The sequence below is a fragment of the Aminobacter sp. 01T433 genome, from assembly GCF_056398585.1.
Genome location: NZ_JBFTPR010000012.1, coordinates 96,381 through 120,576, shown reverse-complemented (window position 1 = coordinate 120,576; position 24,196 = coordinate 96,381). Strand labels below are relative to the sequence as shown.

Genomic DNA, 24,196 nt, shown 5'->3' with positions numbered 1-24,196 from the left:
CTCACTTCTTCTCCATCACGCATTGCAGCGGATGCTGGTTCTGTCTGGCAAAATCCATGACCTGAGACACCTTAGTCTCGGCCACTTCGAAGGTGTAGATCCCGCATTCGCCGACGCCATGATTATGGACATGCAACATGATGCGGGTAGCGGCCTCCCTGTCCTTCTGGAAGAAGCGTTCGAGCACATGCACGACGAATTCCATCGGGGTGTAGTCGTCATTGAGGATGAGCACCCGGTAGAGGCTCGGCCGCTTGGTTTTGGTCTTTGTACGGGTGATGACGGCGGTGCCACGGCCTGGACCGTTGCCTCCCTCGTCACCGTTCTGCATCCGCGCCACATCAAGTCTCGTGGCATCCAAGCCGGTCGTCAATCTGGTCCTGCCCTTCATCGTTTCCGACACACTTCGTCATGTAGGTGTCATCCGACGGATTTTAAGCCCTTCTGTCGTGCTGACAATACGGTGAGCAGGTTAGCAGGGCCTGATTTGCCATAAACGTGAAGCGCTTATGCAAAGAAAAACAAAAAACCCGGCTGCGCTGGCGCAACCGGGTCATGTCTGGCGGGTCTTATCTGGCGGGTCTTTCGACCCTGCCCCGCGAAATCGGGGATCAGCCTGTCACTTCGCCTTGGCGACGAGCGACTCAAAAGGCTTGTAGGCGTCCTTGGCCAATTCCGCATAAAGCTCGCCAAGCTTGGTCGCTTCGGCGACAAAACCTTCATAGGCCTGCTTGGCGTAGTCGGTCTGAATTTCGACGGCCTTTTCGAGCGACTTGACGCCGAGCAACTTCTCGAAGGTGGCAGCACCGGTCTCGAAGGTCTTCTTGGTGTAGTCGGTCGTCTCGGTGGCGATCGCCTGCGCACCCTTGGAGAGCGATGCGTAGCTCTTCAGGCCGTTGTCGACGAATTCCTTGCCGTATTTGCTGAAATCTTCATAGGTCTGGGTCATCGCTACATCCTTTTCGGGTTGGGAGCGCTGCGCTATGCGATTGTGCGATGCAGCCTAGATATTGTGCAGCGCACAAGATGTCAACTGACCCAGCGTCATTCCGCGTTGCCCGAGGCAACCGCCCTCATCGATAAAGTTAGACTAAAGCCCGAGCAAAAGTGTGAACGAGCCGGTTACCATAAACTTATTGGTAACGCTGTGACCCTACTGTGCAACGACACGGGGCAGGAACCTTTGCCGCCCTCATCAACAATAATTCAAGGGTGTAACAGTGCGTCAAGCGTTGCCGGGCAAAGTCCTCAAGTCGGCTATCTCCATCAAATCTTTCATGGTTTTCACTCTCGCCGCAGCCATCGGCCTGGCGTCCGCAGCCCCCACTTCGGCGGCGAAAGACAGCAGATACGCAGCAATCGTCATCGATGCCAACACCGGCGAGACCTTGCACTCGTCGAATGCAGATTCTCGCCGCTATCCGGCGTCGCTGACCAAGATGATGACCCTCTATTTGACCTTCGAGGCGCTGGCCAAGGGCCGGATCCAGAAGGACTCCAAGGTTGTCTTCTCCAAGAACGCCGCGGCGGAGCCGCCGACCAAGATTGGCGTGAAGGCCGGTGGTTCGATCACCGTTGAAGCCGCCATCTTGTCGCTGATCACGCGTTCGGCCAATGATTCGGCGACCGCGCTCGGCGAAATGCTCGGCGGCTCGGAAGCGGACTTCGCCCGCATGATGACGTCCAAGGCGCGCAGCCTCGGCATGAACGGCACCGTCTTTCGCAACGCCAACGGCCTGCCCAACACCGGACAGTTCACCACCGCGCGCGACATGGCCAAGCTCGGCATCGCCCTGCGCGAACATTTCCCGCAATATTACAGCTACTTCTCGACCCGCAGCTTTGCGTTTGGTCGCCAGCGGATCGCCAACCACAACCGTCTGCTCGGCCGCATCAAAGGCGTCGACGGCATAAAGACCGGCTACACCCGCGCTTCGGGCTTCAACCTCGTTTCCTCGGTGCAGGACGGCAATCGCCGGCTCGTCGCCGTGGTCCTGGGCGGCACCAGCGGCCCGAGCCGCGACAACCAGATGGCCCAGCTGCTCAACACCTACATTCCGCAGGCTTCCAAGCGCGGCGGCGGTGGCGACCTGATCGCCAAGACCGATACCCCTGCGTTGATGGCAAAGCTGCCCAAGAGCAATGCTCCGACGCCTGACAACCGGCCCGTGGCGAAAGCAATCGAAGTCGCCGATGCCTCCGATGACGAAGTCGTGACGTCCGACGCGGAAGTCGTGGCAGCAGTCCCTGCGCCGAAGCCGGTCATTGGCCTCGCTGCTCAGCCGAAGATTGCCATGGCCTCGACCGAGCGTTTTGGCGGCAAGATCCCCTTCCAGATCCGCAAGGCCAACGATCGCGCCCCAGCTGAACCTGCTGGCACTGAACAGGCCTATGCTGCCCCTGCTCCCGCTGTTGCTGCACTCGACCAGATGAAGACCGCCTCGCTGCCCTCGGGCTGGGCCATCCAGGTCGCTTCTTCGCCGAGCGAAGGCGAAGCCCGTGCGCTGCTCGACAAGACCGCCAAGCAGGTGCCGACGGTTCTCGCCGATGCTTCCGGCTTCACGGTGCCCTTCGAAAAGGGCGGAGTCACCTACTTCCGCGCCCGCTTTGCCGGCTTTGATTCCAAGGACTCCGCCTGGAATGCCTGCAACGCGCTCAAGAAGAAGAAGATCGCCTGCTACGCCATCGCGCAGTAGGCGCCTGCCACCTCCTGGAAAAGTTCTGTGTCGAAGGAGAGTTTAATGATGATCGGAGAGAAGGACGTCCTTGGCTTCGTTGATCCTCGCCGCGAGGAAAGACGAGCCTCCGAGGTCGGGATGCAGGCGCTGAATCAGTCGTCTATGCGCCTTGCGGACGTCCGCCGCGGCGGCCCCCGCTTCAAGACCAAGGACCTTGTAGGCCTCCTCCTTAGTCATGGCGCCAGAACCTGGCGCAACACGCTGCCCGTCGTCACGGTCAGGCTGCGCGTCTTCTCGCCAGACGGGAAAACGGCCGTCAAGATAGGTCTCAAGTAACTGACGGCTTTCCGGGTCACTGGAAAGCTCCTGATAAAGAGCCTTCAACTCGGTGAGCCCGAGCGAGGCCAAAGACTTGCCTTCCTGGCGGCCAGCCAGGACAAATCCCTGCAGGCCACCGCTGTCGTGATCCAGCTCCATTTCAAGAGCCGCGGTGCGAACCGTGGAGCGCCTGCCTGGCGTCTTGCTGGCCGAGCCGCCCCTTTTGCTTGCCGCGTACCAGGCCAAGGCGGCCGAGATCAGGCCGCCACCGACAGCCGCGCGGCCCAACAGCAGCAGTATCAGGCCGACAAGCCCTAGCGTCATCGGACCTGCGACCTTCAGGGCATTGGCAAGCTGGGTGGCGTCGGCCCGCAGGAAAGCGGTAACAGCCAACGCCGAAAAAAGCAGGGCCGCTGCGATGGCGGCAAAAACTGTCATGGCGCCTTGCCACTCCTCAGATGCTCGATCATCAATATATCTTCCGGACGGCCCCTTGCCTCCAGCGCCTTGATGCCGCCGGTGGCGAACACGGCAACCGCCGACAGGAGCTTGGACAAGGTCGAAGCTGCCTTGCGGTCAAAGCGGAACCAGGCGCCCTTGGACAGGCGCGCGATCTCCTTGAAGGCGCGCTCGGCCCCGGCGTCGTGGCCCTCCTGGAAAATGAAAGCCGGAACGCCGAGCAAACCGAGCTTGCCAGCTTTCTCAGCCAGTTCGTCGATGTTTTCTTCCATCGCATCGCCGATATAGACCAGCGCGTCGACCTTGGCGTTCGCCGTTTCCTTGAGCGTGTGCGCCAGAACCTTGCCGACCTGCGTCTGGCCGCTGCGGCACTGGATCGACGTCATCAGCTGCTTGAGGGAAGCTGTCTCGGCGACGAATTTCGACGCGCGGCATTCGCCGAGCCCACGGAAATAGACAAGTTGCACATTCAACCTGCCGGTCTTGCCCACAGCGTCGAACATCTGGCCCTGGACCTCGCAGGCGAGATCCCAGGTCGGCTGGCGGCTCATGGTGGCATCAAGCGCCAGAACCAGGCGACCATTGGCCTTGCCGGTGGCAAGCGCCCGGGCCTGGCGCACGAAGGCATCTATGGCAGCGGAGTCCGATCGGCGCTCGGCCGGCGGACGATTTGCTGAAGTAACCGGAGGTTTGTTTTCGTCGCTCATCGACAATCAAGATGTGGCGGCGCGCGTCCGCTTGCAAGCCCGACATTGCGTGCTGCTGTCACTGCTTTAGAGCAGTCCGAGTTCGGCCAATTCCAGACGCAGTTTTGGCGGCATTTCAGCAAGTGCTGCGTTGCCTTGGCCGAGATCCGCCGGCGCGTCGGCAATCTTGAGGTAACGCCAGCCCTGAAAGGCGCGGCGCGGCTGCCAGTCGGTGCGCACGACTGTGGGATCCAATATGAGATGGCAGCGCGAAATGCCCTCCCCATCGACGAACGGACGGATTTCGAGCAGGCGCTGGCGGCACTGAACGTTGCCCTTGATCACCCAGTAGAGCGAACCGCCTGCGGTCAGTTCAGGGCCACGGGTCGGTACCATGCGGGTGGTATGCAACTGCTCGACCGGATCGCCGGCGCGGCGACGCTCGTCCAGCCGGAAGGCGATCCATTCCTCGAGATCCTCGACGCTGTCGCAACCGACGCAGAGCTTGATCATGTTCAGTGACATGGTCTGAAAACTAACGCCTCCAGCCGACGCATTCAACGCCGGCAGCGGTTTTGCACAGGCTCGCCTGTTGGACCAGGCTCAGCACTCGACGACGTTGACGGCCAGGCCGCCTAAGCTGGTTTCCTTATATTTCTCGCTCATGTCCATGCCGGTCTGGCGCATGGTCTCGATTGCGGCGTCGAGAGGCACGAAATGCTTGCCGTCGCCCTTGATGGCGAGTGAGGCGGCAGTCACCGCCTTGACCGCGCCAAGCGCGTTGCGCTCGATGCACGGCACCTGCACCAGCCCACCGATGGGATCGCAGGTCATGCCGAGATGGTGTTCGAGCGCGATCTCGGCGGCGTTCTCGACCTGCTCGGGCGAGCCGCCCATGACAGCGCAGAGGCCCGCAGCGGCCATGGCCGACGCTGAGCCGACCTCGCCCTGGCATCCGACTTCGGCACCCGAGATCGATGCATTGGTCTTGATGATGCCACCGATGGCGGCGGCCGTGAGCAAGAAGTCGCGAATGCTGTCCTTGTCGGCCTCGACGTGGAAATGCAGCCAATAGCGCAGCACGGCAGGCAGGGTGCCGGCTGCACCATTGGTCGGTGCGGTCACGACGCGGCCACCGGCGGCGTTCTCCTCGTTGACGGCCATGGCGTAGATCGACAGCCAGTCATTGGCGAGCAGCGGGTTGGGTCGGTTCTGGCTCCACTGCTCCTGCAACTTGTCATGCAGCTGGCGCGCCCTGCGGCGCACTTTCAGGCCGCCCGGCATGATGCCCTCCTGCGACAGGCCACGATCGATGCAGCGGCTCATCGCGTCCCAGACCGCGTCGAGACCGGCATCGAGCTCGGCGCGCGGCATATGGGTTTCTTCGTTGGCCCGCTTCATCTCGGCGATGGACAGTCCGCCGCGCGAAGCCATGGCGAGCATCTCGACGGCATTGGCAAAGGGGTATGGCACGCGCTTGCCCGCGGCGGGTGCCGCAGTCTTGGCCTTCATGCGCTGCAGCTCTTCTTCGGAAACGACGAAGCCGCCGCCGATCGAATAGTAGATGCGCTTGAGCAGCAGCCGGTCGCCGGAATCATAGGCGTAGAACGCCATGCCGTTGGCGTGGCCGAGCAGCGGCGTCTTCTTGTCGAGCACCAGATCGATGGCGGGATCGAAGCGATAGGATGGATGGCCGGGCGGCGACACGCTTTTGTCACGCGAGATCTGCGCGACGAGCCCATCGGTCTGGTCAGGGTCGACCGTCACAGGCGTCAGGCCATTGAGGCCGAGCATGACGGCGCGGTCAGTGCCATGGCCGACACCGGTATAGGCGAGCGAACCGTGCAGGCTTGCGCCGACCCGGTCGACCTTTGCGCCTGCGGGACGCGGCCAGTCGCCACCGAGGATCTCGTCGAGAAAACGCGCGGCCGCCGTCATCGGCCCCATCGTGTGCGAACTCGACGGACCAATGCCGATCTTGAACAGGTCGAATACCGAAAGAAACAAATCTCACTCCCTGCGACGGCGGCTTGTATCGCATATGTATACGATCATTCCGCCCTTTTCACGTTCTGAGCTAGACGTGATCCGACGTGGGTTGCTCAGCGCGCGACATTTGAAAAAACAGCTGATCTGCGCAAGGCCACGATGCAAAAAAGCGCGGCCTGAACCGCGCTTATTGTATCCAATCCTGAAGGGCTATTGATCAGCCTGCTGCCACGACCGCTGCATTTTCAGCGCCGCTGCTTACCAGCCAGGCAAGAACAAGAAAAACCGCAAAGCCAATCACTGCCTTGGCCGTAAGGCCCCAGCAGGATTTCTGAACGCCGTCATCCATGATGTATCGCAAAACCCTTGTGGTTCGGTGAGCCGGCGCTGTGTCCGCTATTCCAGCTCGTCCCGAGTGGGAGTGCTGGATACGACTTTGCCGTCGCCTTCGCAACTGCAAAAAATGGCGAAAGCATGGCGAAATCTGCATGGCAGCCATGCCGCCTTCAACTCAATTTTAATTGAATCAGATACTTATGCCAAATTGGTCGTTCATGGATCTTAAACACCTGTGACGACACCACGGCAGGTGGGCATACTCGAAATCCGACGGATAGCCGTGCTAGTTTCCCGCCGATGATCAACGATTCCTTCTCCATGACCGGCCCGTTGAGCGGCCTCGACGTTGCAGCGCTGGCATTTTTCCTCGCTGGCTGGATATTTCATGCGCTTGGCGCCGAGGGGCATATCGTCAAGCGCCTGTCGCTGACGCGCGCAATGAATGCCCAACGTGCTGCCTGGATGGCAACGATGGCACGGCGCGAGGTCAGGATCGTCGACACATCGATCATGAACGGCCTGCAGCAAGGCACCGCCTTTTTTGCCTCGAGCTCGCTGATTGCTGTTGGCGGCTGCTTTGCCTTGCTCGGTGCGTCCGACCGCGTGATCGCCATATTGAGCGATGTGCCGCTGGCGGGAGCCACGGCGCGCCCGCTGTTCGAAATCAAGGTGATCGGCCTGATCATCATCCTTGCCTATTCGTTCTTCAAATTCGGCTGGGCCTACCGGCTGTTCAACTATTGCTCGATCCTGATTGGGGCGGTGCCCCAGCTGGGCAACCGCAGTGAGCCCGATGCAGCGATCGATACGACGGTGTTGCGGGCGACCCGCATGAACCAACTCGCGGGCAAGCACTTCAACGCTGGCTTGCGCGGCGTCTTCTTTTCGATCGGCTATCTCGGCTGGTTCGTCGACGCGCGCGTCTTCTTCGTCACGACAGCCGTGCTGCTTGCCGTGCTGATCAGGCGCCAGTTCTTCTCAGAAGCCCGCCAGGCAGTGCTGATTCAGGACCCTGGGCCCGGGAACGGCCTGTCGATCCGGCCGGACAGCCAGTAGGCCACCAGGCCGACCCATTCGCGCATGGCCATCGTGGTGTTCTGCAACGAATCGGCTGGATTGTCGGTGAACAGGCCAACGCCCTCCTGACCCGATGTGCGGTAATCCACCGGCCAGGCAATGACCGGAAATCCGGCTTTGGCAAACAACGCCATCGATCGCGGCATATGGAAGGCCGAGGTGACGAGCAGCCAGGTTTCGCCTGGCTTGGGCGTCACGAGCTCCTTGGAGAACATCGCGTTCTCATAGGTGTTGCGCGATCGGTTTTCGAGGATGAGCCGGTCGCGAGCCACGCCAAGAGCCTGGAGCAGGCGCGGTGCGGTATCGGCATCGCCCTCGCCGTCCAGCGTGAGCGACCCATTGCCACCTGAAACGACGATCCTGGCATCAGGATAGCGGCGCGCCAGGATCGCGGTCTCGACCATGCGGTCGCCACCGCTGTTGAGCTCATAACCGCCGCGCGCAAGATTGATCGCGCCTTCGAAACCACCGCCGAGCACGACGATGCCGTCAACCTTGGTTGGCGCTACCGGACGCTGATAGCGCTCTTCCAGAGGGTTGAGCATCAACGAGCCGAGCGAGGTCCAGGTGGCAAGCGCCAGGATCAACAAGGACACGAAGGCCGTGGTGCGAAAGAAGCGCCGGCGGCCGAAGAAGCTGGCAACGAGCCCGGCCGCAAGCAGGAAGATCGCGAAATTGAGCGGCTGGGCGAAGAACCAGAAGATTTTGGAAAGGTAAAAGAACATCCATTCAAGGCAGGCGCTATGCGCCTACCACCACTTTTCCGGCTGGAAACGTCCTGCCGCCTGCTCGATGACATGGGCTGTCTGGAACAGCGTCTCCTCATCGAACGGACGGCCGATCAGCTGCAAGCCGAGCGGCAGGCCGTTGCCGTCGAGGCCAGCGGGAACCGCGATGCCTGGCAGGCCGGCCATATTCACCGTCACGGTGAAGATGTCGTTGAGGTACATCTTGACCGGATCGGCGGCCATGTCCTCGTCGGCGACGCCGAAGGCGGCTGACGGTGTGGCCGGCGTCAGGATGACATCGACGCCAGCGGCAAAGGCCAGCTCGAAGTCGCGCTTGATCAGCGTGCGGACCTTCTGGGCCTGGAGGTAATAGGCGTCGTAGTAGCCGGCCGACAGCACATAGGTACCGATCATGATGCGGCGCTTGACCTCGCGGCCAAAGCCGGCGGCGCGGGTGTTTTCGTACATCTCGATGATGTCCTTGCCCGGCATACGCAGGCCATAACGGACACCGTCGTAGCGGGCGAGGTTCGATGAGGCTTCGGCGGGCGCCACGATGTAATAGGCCGGCAGCGCGTATTTGGTGTGCGGCAGCGAAATGTCGACGATCTCCGCGCCGGCATCCTTAAGCCAGGCGATGCCCTTCTGCCAAAGTGCCTCGATATCGTCAGGCATGCCTTCGACGCGGTATTCCTTGGGAATGCCGATTTTCATGCCCTTGAGAGACTTGCCGATTGCCGCTTCGTAATCTGGAACCGGCAGGTCGACGGAGGTGGTGTCCTTGGCATCGACCGAAGCCATCGACTTGAGAAGGATCGCCGCATCGCGCACGTCACGGGCGATCGGGCCGGCCTGGTCGAGCGACGAGGCGAAGGCCACGGTGCCCCAGCGCGAAACGCGGCCATAGGTCGGCTTGATGCCGACTGTGCCGGTGAAGGCGGCCGGCTGGCGGATCGAACCGCCGGTGTCGGTGGCGGTGGCGCCGGCACACAGGAAAGCCGAGACCGCGGCGGCCGAGCCACCGGAGGAACCGCCTGGAACCAGCTGCTTGTTTGAACCACCCGCGCGCCACGGATTGATCACGGGGCCGTAATAGGACGTCTCGTTGGACGAGCCCATGGCGAACTCATCCATGTTGAGCTTGCCCAGCATGACCGCACCGTCGGCCCAAAGATTGGCCGTCACTGTCGATTCGTAGCGCGGCTTGAAGCCGTCGAGCACATGGCTGCAGGCCTGGGTGTGCACGCCTTCGGTGGCGAACAGGTCCTTGATGCCAAGCGGGATGCCCTCGAGCGCACCGCCCTCGCCCCTGGCGAGCCTGGTGTCGGAAGCCTTGGCCATTTCGCGCGCCTTGTCGGGCGTGGTGGCGATGTAGGCGTTGAAGATCGGATTGGCCTGCTCGATCGCCGAGACATAGGCTTCGGTCAGCTCGGAGGCTGTAATTTCCTTGCCGCGCAGCTTCTCGCGCGCTTCGGCAATCGTCAGTCTGGTCAGTTCGGTCATGGCGAAATCACTTCGGGTCACGCAGCCGAAAGCTGCTTCTGATAGAATACGGAATAAGGCGAATCCGGATAGTCGAGCACCGGACCACAGCGGGCAAAGCCCGCTTTTTCATAAACGGCCCAGGCCGCAGGATGCCGGTCACCGGTTTCAAGGACAAGCGTATCGAGTTTCTCGGACGCGGCGGCGTTGATGATTTCGGCGAGGATCGTCTTGCCGACGCCCCGGCCTTGCCATTGCGGCCGTGTGAACATGCGTTTCACTTCACCGACGCCAGCCGAATGCCGCTTTAGCGCCCCACATCCGACCACCTTGCCCTGATCGCGCGCGATCCAGACGGTGACAGACGGATCGGCCATCTGCTCGACGGTGAGGTGATAGCAGGCTTCCGGCGGCGAGAGCGTATGCAGGACGGTGTTCAGCTCAGCGACAAGCTCGCGAACTTCGTCCTGCAATGGGCTTTCGACAGCGATGGTGACCAAGGCCTACTCCAACACTTTCGGCACGAGGAAGAAGTTCTCGTCAGTGGCCGGCGCATTGGCGACGATATCGGCGGCCTTGTTGCCATCGGTCACCGCATCGACGCGCTTTTTCATCTCCATCGGGGTGACCGATGTCATGGGTTCGACGCCGGAGACATCGACCTCATTGAGCTGCTCGACAAAGCCGAGGATCGCGTTCAATTCGCCGGTCATGCGCTGGGCATCGTCTTCGCTCACCGCAATTCGGGCAAGATGCGCGACGCGCTTGACGGTCTTGAGATCAACGGACATCGAAAACTCCGGAAAGCCGGTAAATTGGTCTGGTCGGGCTATAACGGCGCTGCGCGCGCGGCGCAACATGGATGATCATGCTCACGGCATGGTGACGCCGGCGCATTGGTAATAAGTCCCGGCATTGTCGGTCTGGCCGCCCTCAGGATCGACGTCGCGGACCGATGAGAGCTCCAGTTGCGTCGGGCTCAGTTCAAGGATGGAAAGCACGTCGGGAAACAGGTGGCCAGGCTCCTGGCACAAAGCGGTCACCGCCCATGCAGGCGAGCGCGTTGCGCGGGTGACGTTGATGAATTCGCAATTGTATTCGACGCTTTCGATGCCGCGTGCCGACAGCACCAGGCTCCCGGCATCGATCACCGCCTGCAGCGATTCTTTCTTGGCCTGGGCGCAGAGCTCCTCGGATTGCAGATAGACGCCCTTGATGACGTCCTCGGCGGATGCCGCCGAGGGGGAGAACACAAAAGCTGAAAACGCTACGAAAGATCGCCAGTTTTTCATCGCCAATCCCCCATCCCGCCGCCTGCGGCGCGCGATCAAATGTCTATAGCTACACCTACTTTTGGAAGCACCACATCGACGCCCGAGCCTTCGAGGCCATCGACGAATTTTTCCGCCGTCTGGTCGATGATCGGGAAGCTGGCAAAATGGCACGGCACCACCGTTTCGAACTTGAAGAAACGCCGGCAGGCAAGGGCTGCCACCGCACCGCCCATGGTGAAGCGGTCGCCGATCGGCACGATACCGATGGCCGGCTCGTGCAGTTCGTTGATCAATGCCATGTCCGAGAAAATGTCGGTGTCGCCCATGTGGTAGAGCGTGCGCTCTTCGGCGAAATGCAGCACCAGGCCGCCAGGATTGCCGAGATAGGTGTTGGTGCCGCTGGGACCACTGGCCGAAGACGAATGCTGGGCGGCAACGAAGGTGGTGGTGAAGCTGCCGCAATCGACGGTGCCGCCGATATTGCCGGGATTGATCTGCTTGTCGCTGACGCCTTGGCCCACGAGATACATGCAGATCTCGAAATTGGCGACGAGCATGGCGCCGGTCATCTTCAAGATAGCAGCGGCATCGCCGATGTGATCGTTGTGGCCGTGGGTCAGCAGCACATGGGTGACGCCCTCCGCAGCTTGCTCCCAGGATTTGCCCCACGAAGGATTGCCGCTCAGGAACGGGTCGATCAGGATCTTGGCGCCCGCCACTTCGATGCGGAACGCCGAATGTCCGTACCAGGTCAGTTTCATCGTTTCGGCACTCCTCGCAATTTCGTTGTCTAAAGGATAGAACGCGCCAAGCCTCTGTCAAAGGGGCTGGAGCCTGTTCCATTCCGAATGAATCGGAATGAGCTCTATATATTCTTGGTGGAGCATGAACTTTTCCGAAAATCGGCTCCGTTCATGCTCTGTGTCAAAAGGAACACCGCTTGGCCATCGCCACCATTGAAGAATTGCCTGCGCTGCTTGCCGGCGGCAAGACGCTGGCCGGGCTCGACCTTGGCGACAAGACGATCGGTGTGGCGGTATCAGATCGCAGCCTGTCGTTCTCGCATCCGCGCCCGGTCATCATCCGCAAGAAGTTCACCCTCGATGTCGCAGCACTGCTGGCCATGCTGGCCAAGGAAAACACCGGCGCGATCGTGATCGGCTTGCCGATCAACATGAACGGCTCCGAAGGCCCGCGGGCGCAAAAGTCGCGCTCGTTCGTGCGCAACGCAGCCAATTTGACCGACTTGCCATTCATCTTCTGGGACGAACGACTGTCGACTGTGGCAGCTGAGCGCGTGCTGATCGAGATGGATGTGTCACGCAAGAAACGCGACGGGCGCATCGATTCGGCCGCAGCCGCTTTCATCCTGCAGGGAGTGCTTGACCGGCTTCAGACGCTCGGCGCCGATTCGGCTGAAAAGTAACGCGTCCGCAATACCCTGACCCGCTCGGCGATCAGCTTGCGGCGGCGGTATGCCCAGATCGCCAGAATGATCAGCGTGTCAACGAGGAACGCCTTGCCCATCATCCATGGAATCGTCGCGGGATCGACGCCGAGCAATTCGCCGTAGAGTTCGAAGATGGCAAGGTTGAACTGGCGCGAGAGCATCCAGTAGCCGAAATGCATGTCGTTGATCGACGCGAAGTACCAGCCCCAGAAAAGCACCAGCGGTGCTGCCCAAATTGCAAAGATATAGCGCATCAGACGCACTCCTCCGCACGCGACTTCGCGACATCAGTGTCCGGCAAGTGGGTGGCAACGGCCCGCATTGGGAATCCTGCTTCTTTGCAAAAGACAGTGAGCCCTGCGTTCACGCCATGCAACGTAAACCATTCATTAAGGTTAACAGCTAAAGGCTAGCGCCAACTTCGCCTGGACCGCGAAAACGTGGCTTCAGTTCTCAGCCTACCTGTGGATACAGCGTGTCGATGATCAGCCGCGAATCGTGGCGGGCATCGAGCATGCCGTAAGTGCCGCGCCATTGGCCGGCGAGACGGGTCTCAATGAAGGCATCGGCGATGCGCCCTGCCCCCATGCGACGCAGCTCCGCGGCTGCTGCCGAAATGGCGAGCTGTTCGGTGAGAATGCGTGCCGAGCCCTCGTCGGACTTTGCAACCTGCATCGCGGCCCTGAGAACGCCTGATATGCTGCGCCCACCCGCGCCGAGGTCACGTTCGATACCGGCAAGTACATCTTCGAACAGGCCTGGCGCGCGCTCGAGCACTCGCAGCACGTCGAGCGCCATGACGTTGCCCGAACCTTCCCAGATCGCGTTGACTGGGGCCTCGCGGTAGTATCGCGCCAGTGGCGCTTCCTCGACATAGCCATTGCCGCCGAGGCACTCCATCGCTTCATAGAGAAGAGCCGGCGCGATCTTGCAGACCCAGTATTTGACGACAGGCGTCATGGCGCGCGCAAAGGCCGCCTCGCCTCGGTCGGAAGCTGCTTCGTCAAAGGAGCGCGCCAGCCGGAAGGCAAGCGCGGTCGCGCCAGCCACATCGAGCGCCATGTCCGCGAGCACGCGCTGCATCAAAGGCTGGTCGACGAGATTGGCGCCGAACACCTGGCGATGGCGCGTGTGGTGGACAGCCTCCGCGAGCCCCGCCCGCATGAGAGCCGACGAGGCGACCGCGCAATCGAGCCGCGTCAGCGTCACCATATCCATGATGGTCTTGATGCCGCCGCCGGGCTCGCCGACCAGATCGCCGATGGCACCCTGGACCTCGACCTCGGCGGAAGCATTCGAGCGGTTGCCGAGCTTGTCCTTGAGGCGCTGGAATTCCAGCCCGTTGGCCGTGCCATCACTGAGGATGCGCGGAACGAGGAAACAGGTAAGCCCTTCCGGTGCCTGTGCCAGCATCAAGAAAGCGTCGGACATCGGTGCCGACATGAACCATTTGTGGCCGCTGAGCCGGTAAAAGCTGCCCCCGGCGCGCTCAGCCTTGGTGGTGTTGGCACGCACATCAGTGCCGCCCTGCTTTTCGGTCATGCCCATGCCGAGCGTCAGCCCAGCCTTTTCGATCGGCGGCTTTTGCGCCTGATCATATTTGCGGGTGGTGACGCGCGGCGCCCATTCGCGGAACAACTTCGGGCTCGCCATCAGTGCGGCCAGCGAAGCGTTGGTCATGGTGATCGGGCACAGATGCCCGCATTCGAGTTGTGCTGTAAGATAAAAGCGCGCGGCACGGACCTGGTGGCGGCGTCCGGTTTCGGTCCCGCCGTTTTCCCACACCGAAGAATGCAGCCCGCCTGTTATCGAGCGCCGCATCAGCGCGTGATAGGCAGGGTGGAACTCGACCTGGTCGATGCGACGGCCCTGACGGTCGTGCGTCTTGAGCTTCGGAACCTCGCTGTTGGCCAGCCGCGCAAGGTCCTGCGCCTCCTGGTTCAAGACGAAACGGCCCAGCCCGTCCAGGTCGCGGCGGACCGGCTCGGAAAAGCTCTCTGCAATCTGGATCAGCAGTGGATCGCCGCGCCAGGCATTGCTGCCCGTCAGCGGAGGGGGCTGGTTCGGCACGTCCTGCGTCACGCCTTGTCCTTCATCGGTGTGGGCGACGGGCACGAATCCGCAGCCATGGCCGGCTTTATAACTGAAATGCTTATCGATAGCTTATGGCCCAGCTTGGAAGCGACGAAAATCCCGTGGGAGAACTTTCATCAATGAAATGCCGGCTTGCGGGTCACTTAAGCACAGCCTATAGCACCGCCTTGAGATGACAGACCTTTCGTCCCTGCCGCCCTACCCGCACCGCCATCTTCTTGGCATCCGCGACCTTTCCCCATTGGATATCGAAATATTGCTCGACCGCGCCGACGCGGCCGTGTCGATTTCGCGCCAATCGGAGAAAAAGACCTCGACGCTGCGCGGTAGAACCCAGATCAATCTGTTCTACGAAGCCTCGACGCGTACGCAGTCGTCGTTCGAGCTTGCGGGAAAGCGCCTCGGCGCCGATGTCATGAACATGTCGGTGGCAAGCTCTTCGGTGAAGAAGGGCGAGACGCTGATCGACACGGCGATGACGCTGAACGCGATGCGGCCCGACATACTGATTATCCGCCACCAGTCGGCGGGAGCAGCAGCCCTGCTTGCGCAGAAGGTCGGCTGCTCGGTGGTCAATGCCGGCGACGGCGCGCATGAACACCCCACGCAGGCACTGCTCGACGCGCTGACCATCCGCCGCGCCAAGGGCGGCATTGCCCGCCTCACAGTGGCGATCTGCGGCGACATCCTGCATTCGCGCGTCGCACGCTCCAACATCCTTTTGCTCAACGCGCTTGGAGCGCGCGTCCGCGTCGTCGCACCTTCGACACTGCTGCCCTCCGGCATCGCCCAGATGGGTGTCGAGGTGACGCAGTCGATGGCCGATGGCCTCAAGGACGCCGATGTCGTCATGATGCTGCGCTTGCAGCGCGAGCGCATGGCCGGCGCCTTCGTGCCGTCGGTGCGCGAGTACTTCCGCTACTACGGCCTCGATGCTGAAAAGCTGAAGGCGGCCAAGCCCGACGCGCTGGTGATGCACCCCGGCCCAATGAACCGCGGTGTCGAGATCGCATCGGAAATCGCCGACGGTCCGCAAAGCGTGATCCAGGAACAGGTGGAAATGGGCGTCGCCGTCCGCATGGCGGTGATGGAAGCACTGCTCGACTCACGCCGCAATCGCGACGGACACAACGCATGAGCATCACGGTTTTCCAGCGCGCCCGCATCGTCGACCCCTCGCGCGGCATCGATGAGATCGGCTCTGTCATCGTCGATGGCAAAAGGATCGTCGCGGCCGGTGCCGAGGCGCTCAACCAGGGAATTCCCAGCGGCGCCGAAGTTATCGACTGCGCTGGCAAGGCTATTGTGCCTGGCCTGATCGACGGCCGTGTCTTCATCGGCGAACCGGGTGGCGAGCACCGCGAAACGATTGCCTCGGCAAGCGTCGCTGCTGCGTCAGGTGGTGTCACATCCATCGTCATGATGCCCGACACCGACCCGGTGATCGACAATGTCGCACTGGTAGAGTTTGTGCTCAGGACCGCCAAGGAAACTGCATCGGTCAATGTTTTCCCGGCTGCGGCGATTACCAAGGGGCTCGACGGCCACGAGATGACCGAGTTCGGTCTGCTGCGCGAAGCAGGTGCCGTCGCTTTCACCGACGGCCGCCATACGATCGCCAGTTCGATGGTGATGCGCCGAGCGCTGACCTACGCTCGCGACTTCGACGCGGTGATCGCGCATGAGACGCAGGATGCAGATCTTGCCTCGTCGGGCGTGATGAACGAAGGGCTTTACGCCAGTTGGCTTGGGCTGTCGGGCATTCCGCGCGAGGCCGAAACCATTCCGCTGGAACGAGATCTGGCGCTGGCTCGGCTGACGCGCGGCAATTACCACGCCGCCAAGATTTCGACCGCCATGGCGGCAGCCGCTGTTTTGCGTGCCAAGGCCGATGGCGCCAAGGTCACCTCGGGCGTTTCGATCAACAGCCTGTCGCTCAACGAAAACGATGTCGGCGAATACCGCACCTTCTTCCGCCTGGCGCCGCCTTTGCGTGCCGAGGAAGACCGCATCGCCATGGTCGAGGCGCTGAAGAACGGTACGATTGATCTGATCGTCTCCTCGCATGACCCGCAGGATGTCGACACCAAGCGCCTGCCCTTCGCCGATGCCGCCGTCGGCGCGATCGGGCTGGAGACGCTGCTGGCTGTGGCATTGCGCCTGCATCACAATGATGACGTGCCTTTATTGCGCATCATCGAAGCGCTTTCGACCGCCCCGGCAAAACTGTTCGGCCTGCCTGGTGGCACGCTGAAGCCTGGGGCGATTGCCGATTTGGTGCTCATCGATCTCAACGAGCCGTGGGTGGTGCGAGAGGCCGACATTCGTTCGCGTTCCAAGAACACCTGCTTCGAAGGCGCCAGGCTGCAAGGCAAGGTCTTGAAAACCTTGGTCGCTGGACGCACAGTGTTTTCGGCCTGACGGGCCACGGGGGAGTAGACGTATCTTGATGCCGGATGACATTTTTCCGACGGCGCTGCATGTCCTGATTGCCGCTGCCGTGTTCGGCTATCTCTTGGGTTCGATTCCATTTGGTTTGCTGCTGACGCGCGCAGCCGGCCTCGGCGACGTGCGCAAAATCGGCTCCGGCAATATCGGCGCAACCAACGTGCTGCGCACCGGCAACAAGAAGCTGGCGGCCGCAACTCTGCTGCTCGACGCGCTCAAGGGCACCGTAGCCGTGGTTATCGGCGCATACTGGAGCCACGATGCCGCCATCGCCGCCGGCTTCGGCGCTTTCATCGGCCATCTCTATCCGGTCTGGCTTGGCTTCAAGGGCGGCAAAGGCGTCGCCACCTATCTCGGCGTGCTGTTTGGCCTGTCGGGGACCGGTGCGCTGGTCTTCGCCGTGACCTGGCTGCTGGTCGCCTTCGTCAGCCGCTATTCGTCGCTCGCCGCACTGGTCGCAGCTGTTGCGGTGCCGATCGCACTTTATATGATCGACATGCCCAAGGCCGCGAGCCTGCTGACGTTGATGAGCGTCATCGTCTTCTTCCGCCACCGCACCAACATCTCACGGCTGCTTGCCGGCACAGAATCGCGGATCGGGTCAAAGGGATGAGCCAACCCGCCGCCGGGCCGCATCTCAGCGACCGGCAGCGGCTTCATTGGCTGCGCCTCATCCGCACCCCAAATGTCGGCCCGGCTAGTTTTCGCGGGCTGATCGATCGTTTTGGCTCCGCCGAAACCGCAATCGAAATGCTGCCCGAGGTCATGATGTCGGGCGGGGCGAACAGGCTGGTTCGCACTCCCTCCGTCGCCGAGGCCGAAGCGGAACTGGAGCTGGCTCGCAAATGCGGGGCGCGCTTCGTGGCCATCGGCGAGCACGACTATCCCCAAGTGCTCAAGCGCATCGACAATCCGCCGCCGCTGCTCGCGGTCAAAGGCACCAGTGCCGTCTTTGGTCTGCCGCCCGTGGCCATCGTCGGTGCGCGAAACGCCTCCCTTGCCGGCATCAAGATGGCGCGGGTGCTGGCCGCAGAACTTGGCCGCAACGGCTATTCCGTGATTTCGGGCCTCGCCCGCGGCATCGACACGGCGGCTCATCAAGGCAGCCTCGGCACCGGCACGGTCGGTGTCCTGGCCGGTGGGCTCGACCGCCCTTACCCGCCCGAAAATGCCGATCTTTGCGACGAGATCGCCGAACGTGGCGCGATAGTTTCTGAAATGCCGTTCGGCTGGGAGCCACGCGCCCAGGACTTTCCGCGCCGCAACCGCATCGTCGCCGGCATGGCGCTTGGGTTGGTTGTGGTCGAAGCGGCGAAACGTTCGGGATCGCTGATCAGCGCGCGGCTCGCCGGCGAAATGGGGCGGCTGGTCTTTGCTGTACCAGGGTCCCCGCTCGACCCACGCGCCGGCGGCACCAACGGATTGCTCAAGGATGGAGCTACGCTGGTTACGGAGGTCGGTGACATCCTGGAGGCGCTGGTGCCGCTGGTGGGAGGCAAGCCCTTGCTGCCAACCAGTCTGGAAGAGCCGCCAGACTTTGCTGCGACACCGCCCCCGGCAGATAGCGAGCGCGCCCACGTCATCGAGGCGCTTGGGCCGGTCCCCGTCGAAGTCGACGAACTGATCCGTCACACCGGGCTGCATCCGGCGCAGATTTTCATGATCCTTCTGGAACTCGATCTAGCCGGCCGGCTCGAACGCCACTCAGGCGGACGTGTTTCGCTTGTTGAGCCCGACGCTTGATGGTGGCCGCTCGCCTCGGTTGACGTCGCCTGCCTCGACATAGGCCATCTCGATCAGATAGGCGAGCATGCCGCAACGTTCGGCATCCGCCATGATACGGAGTTGCCCCAGCATCGACTGGATGTAGTCCAGCGTTTCGGCTCGCCTTTGTGTTGGCGCCAGCTTGTGCATCAGTGGCTTTCCCTCTGCCGCCGCGTACTGAAGCGTGAGATTCAATGCCGATCCAGAGCCGAACCACACACAGAAAGCGGGCTCAACCGGCAATGGCAAAAATGTAGCAAATCTACTAACAATTGCAATGCAGACTATCGATATACCGTAGGTTGTATTCCCGCTGTCCGCTGCCGTTTTTGGGTCCCTCCCCTTGACCGAACCGAAAAGCGCGGCCATGTGACGTGCGAATTGAAAATTCTTCGCCACGCGCCGTAGTCGTTGTTTTGGCGCTTTACTGGAAAATCAGCCACATATGGACGTCGTTGTCGTCGAGTCACCGAACAAGGTGAAAAGCATCAACAAGTATCTGGGTCGGAACTATAAGGTTCTGGCCTCGTTCGGCCATGTCCGCGATCTGCCCGCGAAGGACGGCTCGGTCAAGCCAGACGACGATTTTGCCATGTCCTGGGCGGTCGACACTGCGTCGGCGAAACGGCTGAGCGACATTGCCAAGGCAGTCAAGGAGGCCGACGGCCTGATCCTCGCAACCGATCCGGATCGCGAAGGGGAAGCCATCGCCTGGCACGTGCTCGAGGTGCTGAGGCAAAAGCGCGTGCTCAAGGACAAGACGATCAAGCGCGTCGCCTTCAACTCGATCACCAAGCAGGCCGTGCTCGAAGCCATCGCCAATCCGCGCGAGATCGACCCACAGCTGGTCGACGCCTATCTGGCGCGCCGCGCACTCGACTATCTGGTCGGTTTCACCCTCTCGCCTGTGTTGTGGCGCAAGCTGCCGGGCGCCCGCTCGGCGGGCCGCGTCCAGTCGGTGGCGCTGCGTTTCGTTTGCGATCGCGAGACCGAGATCGAGCGCTTCGTGCGCGAAGAATACTGGCAGGTCGCAGCCATCCTTGGCACGCCGCGTGCGGAGAAATTCGACGCAAGGCTGACCGTCTTTGACGGCAAGAAACTGCAAAAGCTCGACATCTCCTCGCAGGCAATGGCCGACGACATCAAAGCGATGCTCGACGGGGCGAGCTTCAAGGCACTGTCGGTCGAAGCCAAGCCGACCAAGCGCAATCCGGGACCGCCCTTCACCACCTCCACGCTGCAACAGGCCGCATCCTCGGGCCTTGGCTTCTCCGCAAGCCGTACCATGCAGGTAGCCCAGCGGCTCTATGAAGGCATGGAGATCGGTGGCGAGACCGCCGGTCTGATCACCTATATGCGTACCGACGGCGTGCAGATGGCGCCCGAAGCGATCGAGGCCGCCCGCGAGGCGATCGGCAAGGAATTCGGCGCAAAGTACCTGCCCGAAAAGCCGCGCCATTACACGACCAAGGCCAAGAACGCCCAGGAAGCGCACGAGGCCATCCGGCCGACTGATTTTTCGCGGACGCCGAGCGAGATGCGCAAGTTTCTCGATGCCGACCAGGCACGGCTCTACGAGATGATCTGGAAACGCGCCATCTCCAGTCAGATGCAGCCAGCCGAGATCGAGCGCACGACCGTCGAGATCGAGGCGCGCAATGGCGCTCGGACCGCCGGCCTGCGCGCCGTGGGCTCCGTCACGCGCTTCGATGGCTTCCTCGCCGCCTATACCGAGCAGAAGGATGAGGATTCGGAGGACGAAGAAACCCGTCGCCTGCCCGAGATCCGCGCCGACGAGGTGCTCAAGCGTGAAGCCATCAACGCCACGCACCACACCACCGAGCCGCCGCCCCGCTACTCCGAAGCGAGCTTCATCAAGAAGATGGAAGAGCTCGGCATTGGCCGTCCGTCGACCTATGTCGCGACGCTGAAGACGCTTGAAGACCGCGACTATGTGAAGATCGAAAACCGCAAGCTCATGCCTCAGCCCAAGGGCCGGCTTGTGACCGCGTTCATGGAAAGCTTTTTCCGGAACTATGTGGAATACGACTTCACCGCCTCGCTCGAAGAAAAACTCGACGAAGTCTCCGACGGCAAGCTCGCCTGGCGCGACGTGCTGCGCGATTTCTGGAAGGACTTTTCCGGCGCTGTCGACGAGATCAAGGAACTGCGCGTCACCGACGTACTCGATGCGCTGAACGAAGAACTCGCGCCTTTGGTCTTCCCCGAACGCGAGGACGGGTCGAACCCGCGTATCTGCCCGAAATGCGGCACCGGCAACCTGTCGCTCAAGCTCGGCAAGTACGGCGCCTTCGTTGGCTGTTCGAATTATCCCGAATGCGGCTTCACCCGTCAGCTCGATGGCCCAGGCGCAAATGGCGACAATGGCGGTCTCGAAGACGGCACCAAGGTACTGGGCACCGATCCCTATACCAGTGAAGAGATCACGCTGCGCAGCGGTCGATTCGGGCCTTACATCCAGCGCGGCGACGGCAAGGAAGCCAAGCGCTCCAGCCTTCCCAAGGGCTGGACGCCGGCATCCATCGACCACGAAAAGGCGCTCGCTCTGCTGGCGTTGCCACGTGACGTCGGCCAGCACCCCGAATCCGGCAAGATGATCTCGGCTGGTCTTGGACGTTATGGCCCCTTCGTTCTGCACGACGGTGCCTATGCCAATCTTGAAAGCATCGAGGACGTGTTCTCGATCGGGCTGAACCGCGCCGTGACCGTGATTGCCGAAAAGCAAGCCAAGGGCAAAGGTGGTCGTGGTGGCGGAACGCCCGCTGCACTCAAGGACCTCGGCGAACATCCAGCCGGCGGCGGCAACATCACCGTGCGCGATGGCAAATACGGTCCCTATGTCAATTTCGGCAAGGTCAATGCTACCTTGCCGAAGGGCAAGGATCCGGCGACTGTTACGGTGGAAGACGCACTTGCATTGATCGCTGAAAAAGAAGCGAAAGGCGGCGGGGCCAAGAAGCCGGCCCGCGCAGCAGCCAAAAAACCGGCCAGCACCGCTGCCAAAAAACCGGCCAGCAGCGCAGCTAAGAAAACCGCCGCCAGCAAGACCAAAAAGAAGGACTGACGCACCTTGGCGCGAAAGATCACCGGACGAAACGCCGGCACCAGACGCGCCGCAAGCGACGAGGTGCGTGGCAAGGACGTCTATCGCCCGTCGCGGGACGAGATTCTGCGCTATATCGCGGAGAATCCAGACCGCAGCGGCAAGCGTGACATCGCCAAGGCTTTCGCGCTCAAGAACGACGATCGCATCTGGCTGAAGCACCTGCTGCGTGAGTTGCAGGACGAAGGCCTGCTCGAAAAGAGCCGCAAACGGCTGTCGCGCGTCGGCGCCTTGCAACATGTCGCCGTGCTCGACATCTTTGGCCGAGACGCCGAAGGCACGCTTCTGGCGCGCGCCTCCGAGCAGCCTGATGGCCCAATCGTCGCCATCAAGCTGTCGCGCGGCGGCAACGGCCCGACGCCCGGCGTCGGCGACCGGGTGCTGGCGAAGACCTTCCCCATTGAGGACCACCTCGGCGACGACAACGAGCCGGCCTACACCGCGCGCGTGATGAAGATATTCGAAAAGCGCAGCGATACCGCGCTCGGCATCTTCCGAATCCTCAAGGACGGCACCTTCCGCATCGAGCCGGTCGAACGCCGCCAGCCTGAGCTTGTTGTCGACAAGGACTCTCAGAACGGCGCCAAGGAGGGCGACCTCGTCGAAGTCGTTCCCGAACGCGCCAGCCGCTACGGCCTGCCGCGTGCCAAGGTAGTCTCGGTTCTGGGTTCGCTGACCAATGAGAAGGCGGTCTCGATGATCGCCATCCATGCCCACGACATACCCCACATCTTCCCTGCCGAGGTGATCGCCGAGGCCGAGGCAGTCAAGCCGGCAACGCTCGACGGCAAGCGCGAAGACTGGCGGGAACTGCCGCTGGTCACCATCGACCCGGCCGATGCCAAGGACCATGACGACGCGGTCTATGCTGCGGCAGATTCGGATGAGAAAAACCCAGGCGGTTTCATCGTCACTGTCGCCATTGCCGACGTCGCAACCTATGTCCGGTCAGGCACGGCACTCGACAACGAGGCGCTCAAGCGCGGCAATTCGGTCTATTTCCCCGACCGCGTCGTGCCGATGCTGCCCGAGCGCATCTCCAACGACCTGTGCTCGCTGCGCGAGGGCGTCGACCGTCCGGCACTTGCCGTGCGCATGACGTTTTCGGCGGAAGGCCGCAAGGTCAGGCATTCCTTCCACCGCATCATGATGCGTTCTTTGGCCCGCCTTGCCTATCCGCAGGCACAAGCTGCCATCGACGGCATGCCCGACGACAAGACCGGACCTATCCTGGAGACGATTCTCAAGCCGCTTTGGGCGGCTTATGACGTCCTCAAGCGCGGACGCGACAGCCGCCAGCCACTCGAACTCGACCTGCCCGAGCGAAAGATCCTGCTCAAGCCGGATGGCACTGTCGATCGTGTCATCGTTCCCGATCGCCTCGACGCCCACAAGCTGATCGAGGAGTTCATGATCCAGGCCAATGTCGCGGCAGCCGAAACCCTGGAAAACAAGAAGCAGAAGCTCGTCTACCGCATCCATGACGGCCCTTCGCTTGCCAAGCAGGAATCGCTGCGCGAGTTCCTCCAGACCATCGGCCTGTCGCTGGCGCGTGGCGCCGAGATGCGACCGGCCCAGTTCAATGGCATTCTCGAACGCGTGCGCGGCGAAGACCACGAGCAGCTGGTCAACGAAGTTGTGCTGCGCTCGCAGAGCCAGGCCGAATACAACCCCGACAATATCGGGCATTTCGGCCTCAATCTGCGCCGCTACGCGCATTTCACCTCCCCGATCCGCCGCTATGCCGACCTGATCGTCCATCGTGCGCTGATCGGCTCGCTGGGCTTGGGGGCGGACGGACTGACGGCTTCCGAAGAAGCGCGGCTGGAGGAGATCGCGGGCCTGATTTCGCAGACCGAACGCCGCGCCATGGCCGCCGAGCGCGAGACCGTCGACCGTCTGGTCGCGGGCTTTCTGGCCGAGCGGGTCGACGAGATTTTCGATGCGCGCATCTCCGGCGTGGTCAAGGCGGGACTATTTGTCCAATTGCCGCAATATGGCGCCGATGGTTTCATCCCCGTGTCATCGTTGGGTGACGACTATTACCACTTCGACGAAGCCGCCCGCGCCCTCTTTGGCGAGCGCACCGGCAAGGGCTATCAGCTTGCCGACCGGGTCGAAGTCAAGTTGGTCGAGATCGCTCCGCTGGCCGGTGCCATGCGCTTTGAAATGCTGACCGAACCGAAGCCCCTGCCCGGTTCGAAACGGTCGTTCCACAAGACTAAGGGGCAAAGAACGCGTGCGCGTGCCTCCCAACCGCGGCGAGGACCGCGCGGCAGGAGATGA

General features: G+C 61.9%; 24 protein-coding genes. 9 read left to right on the top strand and 15 right to left on the bottom strand.

What is annotated here, in order from left to right:
• Nucleotide 1: 1 nt before the first annotated feature.
• Both clpS and AC1DLV_RS20635 read right to left on the bottom strand, forming a co-directional pair.
• Nucleotides 2–331 carry an ATP-dependent Clp protease adapter ClpS gene (gene clpS, locus AC1DLV_RS20640; protein ID WP_055977693.1) on the bottom strand — a complete coding sequence of 110 codons (330 nt, stop codon included), beginning with the start codon at nt 329–331 and terminating at the stop codon, nt 2–4.
• Nucleotides 332–619: 288 nt separating this feature from the next.
• A complete protein-coding gene (locus tag AC1DLV_RS20635) occupies nt 620–949 on the bottom strand; it encodes a phasin family protein (protein ID WP_476784902.1) in 330 nt (109 codons plus the stop codon).
• 271 nt (nt 950–1,220) lie between these two features.
• Between AC1DLV_RS20635 and AC1DLV_RS20630 the strand changes: the two genes are divergently transcribed.
• Nucleotides 1,221–2,696 (top strand): D-alanyl-D-alanine carboxypeptidase, encoded by a 1,476-nt coding sequence (locus AC1DLV_RS20630; protein WP_476801793.1) that lies wholly within the window; start codon nt 1,221–1,223, stop codon nt 2,694–2,696.
• 42 nt (nt 2,697–2,738) lie between these two features.
• Here AC1DLV_RS20630 and AC1DLV_RS20625 read toward each other — a convergent pair whose 3' ends face one another.
• From AC1DLV_RS20625 to AC1DLV_RS20610, 4 genes are all read right to left on the bottom strand, one after another.
• Nucleotides 2,739–3,434 carry a DnaJ domain-containing protein gene (locus AC1DLV_RS20625; RefSeq protein WP_476801792.1) on the bottom strand — a complete coding sequence of 232 codons (696 nt, stop codon included), beginning with the start codon at nt 3,432–3,434 and terminating at the stop codon, nt 2,739–2,741.
• Nucleotides 3,431–4,075, bottom strand: coding sequence for a VWA domain-containing protein (locus AC1DLV_RS20620; RefSeq protein ID WP_476801791.1), 645 nt, complete (start codon nt 4,073–4,075; stop codon nt 3,431–3,433). Before AC1DLV_RS20620 ends, AC1DLV_RS20625 begins: the two co-directional genes overlap by 4 nt.
• A 153-nt stretch (nt 4,076–4,228) precedes the next feature.
• The gene (locus tag AC1DLV_RS20615) at nt 4,229–4,666 is read right to left on the bottom strand and encodes a DUF1489 family protein (RefSeq protein ID WP_476801790.1); all 438 of its coding nucleotides are present in this window, start codon (nt 4,664–4,666) and stop codon (nt 4,229–4,231) included.
• A gap of 78 nt (nt 4,667–4,744) precedes the next feature.
• Entirely contained in the window at nt 4,745–6,148 is a 1,404-nt protein-coding gene (locus AC1DLV_RS20610) for an L-serine ammonia-lyase (protein WP_476801789.1), read from the bottom strand.
• 621 nt (nt 6,149–6,769) lie between these two features.
• On the opposite strand from AC1DLV_RS20610, the gene AC1DLV_RS20605 reads away from it, so the two are divergent.
• A complete protein-coding gene (locus AC1DLV_RS20605) occupies nt 6,770–7,525 on the top strand; it encodes a DUF599 domain-containing protein (RefSeq protein WP_476836225.1) in 756 nt (251 codons plus the stop codon).
• Here AC1DLV_RS20605 and AC1DLV_RS20600 read toward each other — a convergent pair.
• The 6 genes from AC1DLV_RS20600 to AC1DLV_RS20575 form a co-directional block, all read right to left on the bottom strand.
• Nucleotides 7,474–8,271, bottom strand: a complete 798-nt coding sequence (locus tag AC1DLV_RS20600; RefSeq protein WP_476801787.1) for a YdcF family protein — start codon at nt 8,269–8,271, stop codon at nt 7,474–7,476. The genes AC1DLV_RS20605 and AC1DLV_RS20600 overlap by 52 nt on opposite strands.
• A gap of 24 nt (nt 8,272–8,295) precedes the next feature.
• On the bottom strand, nt 8,296–9,777 hold the full coding sequence (gene gatA / locus AC1DLV_RS20595) for an Asp-tRNA(Asn)/Glu-tRNA(Gln) amidotransferase subunit GatA (RefSeq protein ID WP_476801786.1): 1,482 nt from the start codon (nt 9,775–9,777) through the stop codon (nt 8,296–8,298).
• 17 nt (nt 9,778–9,794) lie between these two features.
• A complete protein-coding gene (locus AC1DLV_RS20590) occupies nt 9,795–10,256 on the bottom strand; it encodes a GNAT family N-acetyltransferase (protein WP_476801785.1) in 462 nt (153 codons plus the stop codon).
• A 3-nt stretch (nt 10,257–10,259) separates the two neighbouring features.
• Nucleotides 10,260–10,547, bottom strand: a complete 288-nt coding sequence (gene gatC / locus AC1DLV_RS20585; RefSeq protein WP_476801843.1) for an Asp-tRNA(Asn)/Glu-tRNA(Gln) amidotransferase subunit GatC — start codon at nt 10,545–10,547, stop codon at nt 10,260–10,262.
• 81 nt (nt 10,548–10,628) lie between these two features.
• Nucleotides 10,629–11,048, bottom strand: a complete 420-nt coding sequence (locus tag AC1DLV_RS20580; RefSeq protein ID WP_476801784.1) for a hypothetical protein — start codon at nt 11,046–11,048, stop codon at nt 10,629–10,631.
• A gap of 35 nt (nt 11,049–11,083) precedes the next feature.
• Nucleotides 11,084–11,791 (bottom strand): metal-dependent hydrolase, encoded by a 708-nt coding sequence (locus AC1DLV_RS20575; RefSeq protein ID WP_476801783.1) that lies wholly within the window; start codon nt 11,789–11,791, stop codon nt 11,084–11,086.
• A gap of 179 nt (nt 11,792–11,970) precedes the next feature.
• Here AC1DLV_RS20575 and ruvX point away from each other — a divergent pair, with 179 nt between their 5' ends.
• Nucleotides 11,971–12,456 (top strand): Holliday junction resolvase RuvX, encoded by a 486-nt coding sequence (gene ruvX / locus AC1DLV_RS20570; RefSeq protein WP_476801782.1) that lies wholly within the window; start codon nt 11,971–11,973, stop codon nt 12,454–12,456.
• Here the strand turns inward: ruvX and AC1DLV_RS20565 are convergent.
• Entirely contained in the window at nt 12,423–12,734 is a 312-nt protein-coding gene (locus tag AC1DLV_RS20565; protein WP_476801781.1) for a DUF6105 family protein, read from the bottom strand. The genes ruvX and AC1DLV_RS20565 overlap by 34 nt on opposite strands.
• 199 nt (nt 12,735–12,933) lie before the next feature.
• Nucleotides 12,934–14,562 (bottom strand): acyl-CoA dehydrogenase family protein, encoded by a 1,629-nt coding sequence (locus AC1DLV_RS20560; protein WP_476801780.1) that lies wholly within the window; start codon nt 14,560–14,562, stop codon nt 12,934–12,936.
• Between the two features lie 184 nt (nt 14,563–14,746).
• On the opposite strand from AC1DLV_RS20560, the gene AC1DLV_RS20555 reads away from it, so the two are divergent.
• From AC1DLV_RS20555 to dprA, 4 genes are read left to right on the top strand one after another with little or no spacing between them, the layout of a single operon-like run.
• Complete coding sequence (locus AC1DLV_RS20555) at nt 14,747–15,712, top strand: aspartate carbamoyltransferase catalytic subunit (protein WP_476801779.1); 966 nt, start codon at nt 14,747–14,749, stop codon at nt 15,710–15,712.
• Nucleotides 15,709–16,995 carry a dihydroorotase gene (locus tag AC1DLV_RS20550; RefSeq protein WP_476801778.1) on the top strand — a complete coding sequence of 429 codons (1,287 nt, stop codon included), beginning with the start codon at nt 15,709–15,711 and terminating at the stop codon, nt 16,993–16,995. The genes AC1DLV_RS20555 and AC1DLV_RS20550 overlap by 4 nt, the downstream gene beginning before the upstream one ends.
• A 28-nt stretch (nt 16,996–17,023) precedes the next feature.
• Nucleotides 17,024–17,635: a glycerol-3-phosphate 1-O-acyltransferase PlsY gene (gene plsY, locus AC1DLV_RS20545; RefSeq protein WP_476801777.1), complete on the top strand. Its 612-nt coding sequence runs from the start codon at nt 17,024–17,026 to the stop codon at nt 17,633–17,635.
• On the top strand, nt 17,632–18,765 hold the full coding sequence (gene dprA / locus AC1DLV_RS20540) for a DNA-processing protein DprA (RefSeq protein ID WP_476801776.1): 1,134 nt from the start codon (nt 17,632–17,634) through the stop codon (nt 18,763–18,765). The genes plsY and dprA overlap by 4 nt, the downstream gene beginning before the upstream one ends.
• On the opposite strand, the gene AC1DLV_RS20535 is transcribed toward dprA, so the two are convergent.
• Nucleotides 18,727–18,936 (bottom strand): hypothetical protein, encoded by a 210-nt coding sequence (locus AC1DLV_RS20535; protein WP_476801775.1) that lies wholly within the window; start codon nt 18,934–18,936, stop codon nt 18,727–18,729. The genes dprA and AC1DLV_RS20535 overlap by 39 nt on opposite strands.
• 295 nt (nt 18,937–19,231) lie before the next feature.
• On the opposite strand from AC1DLV_RS20535, the gene topA reads away from it, so the two are divergent.
• Together topA and rnr are read left to right on the top strand one after the other, a co-directional pair.
• Entirely contained in the window at nt 19,232–21,871 is a 2,640-nt protein-coding gene (gene topA / locus AC1DLV_RS20530; protein WP_476801774.1) for a type I DNA topoisomerase, read from the top strand.
• A gap of 6 nt (nt 21,872–21,877) precedes the next feature.
• Nucleotides 21,878–24,196, top strand: coding sequence for a ribonuclease R (gene rnr, locus AC1DLV_RS20525; protein WP_476801773.1), 2,319 nt, complete (start codon nt 21,878–21,880; stop codon nt 24,194–24,196).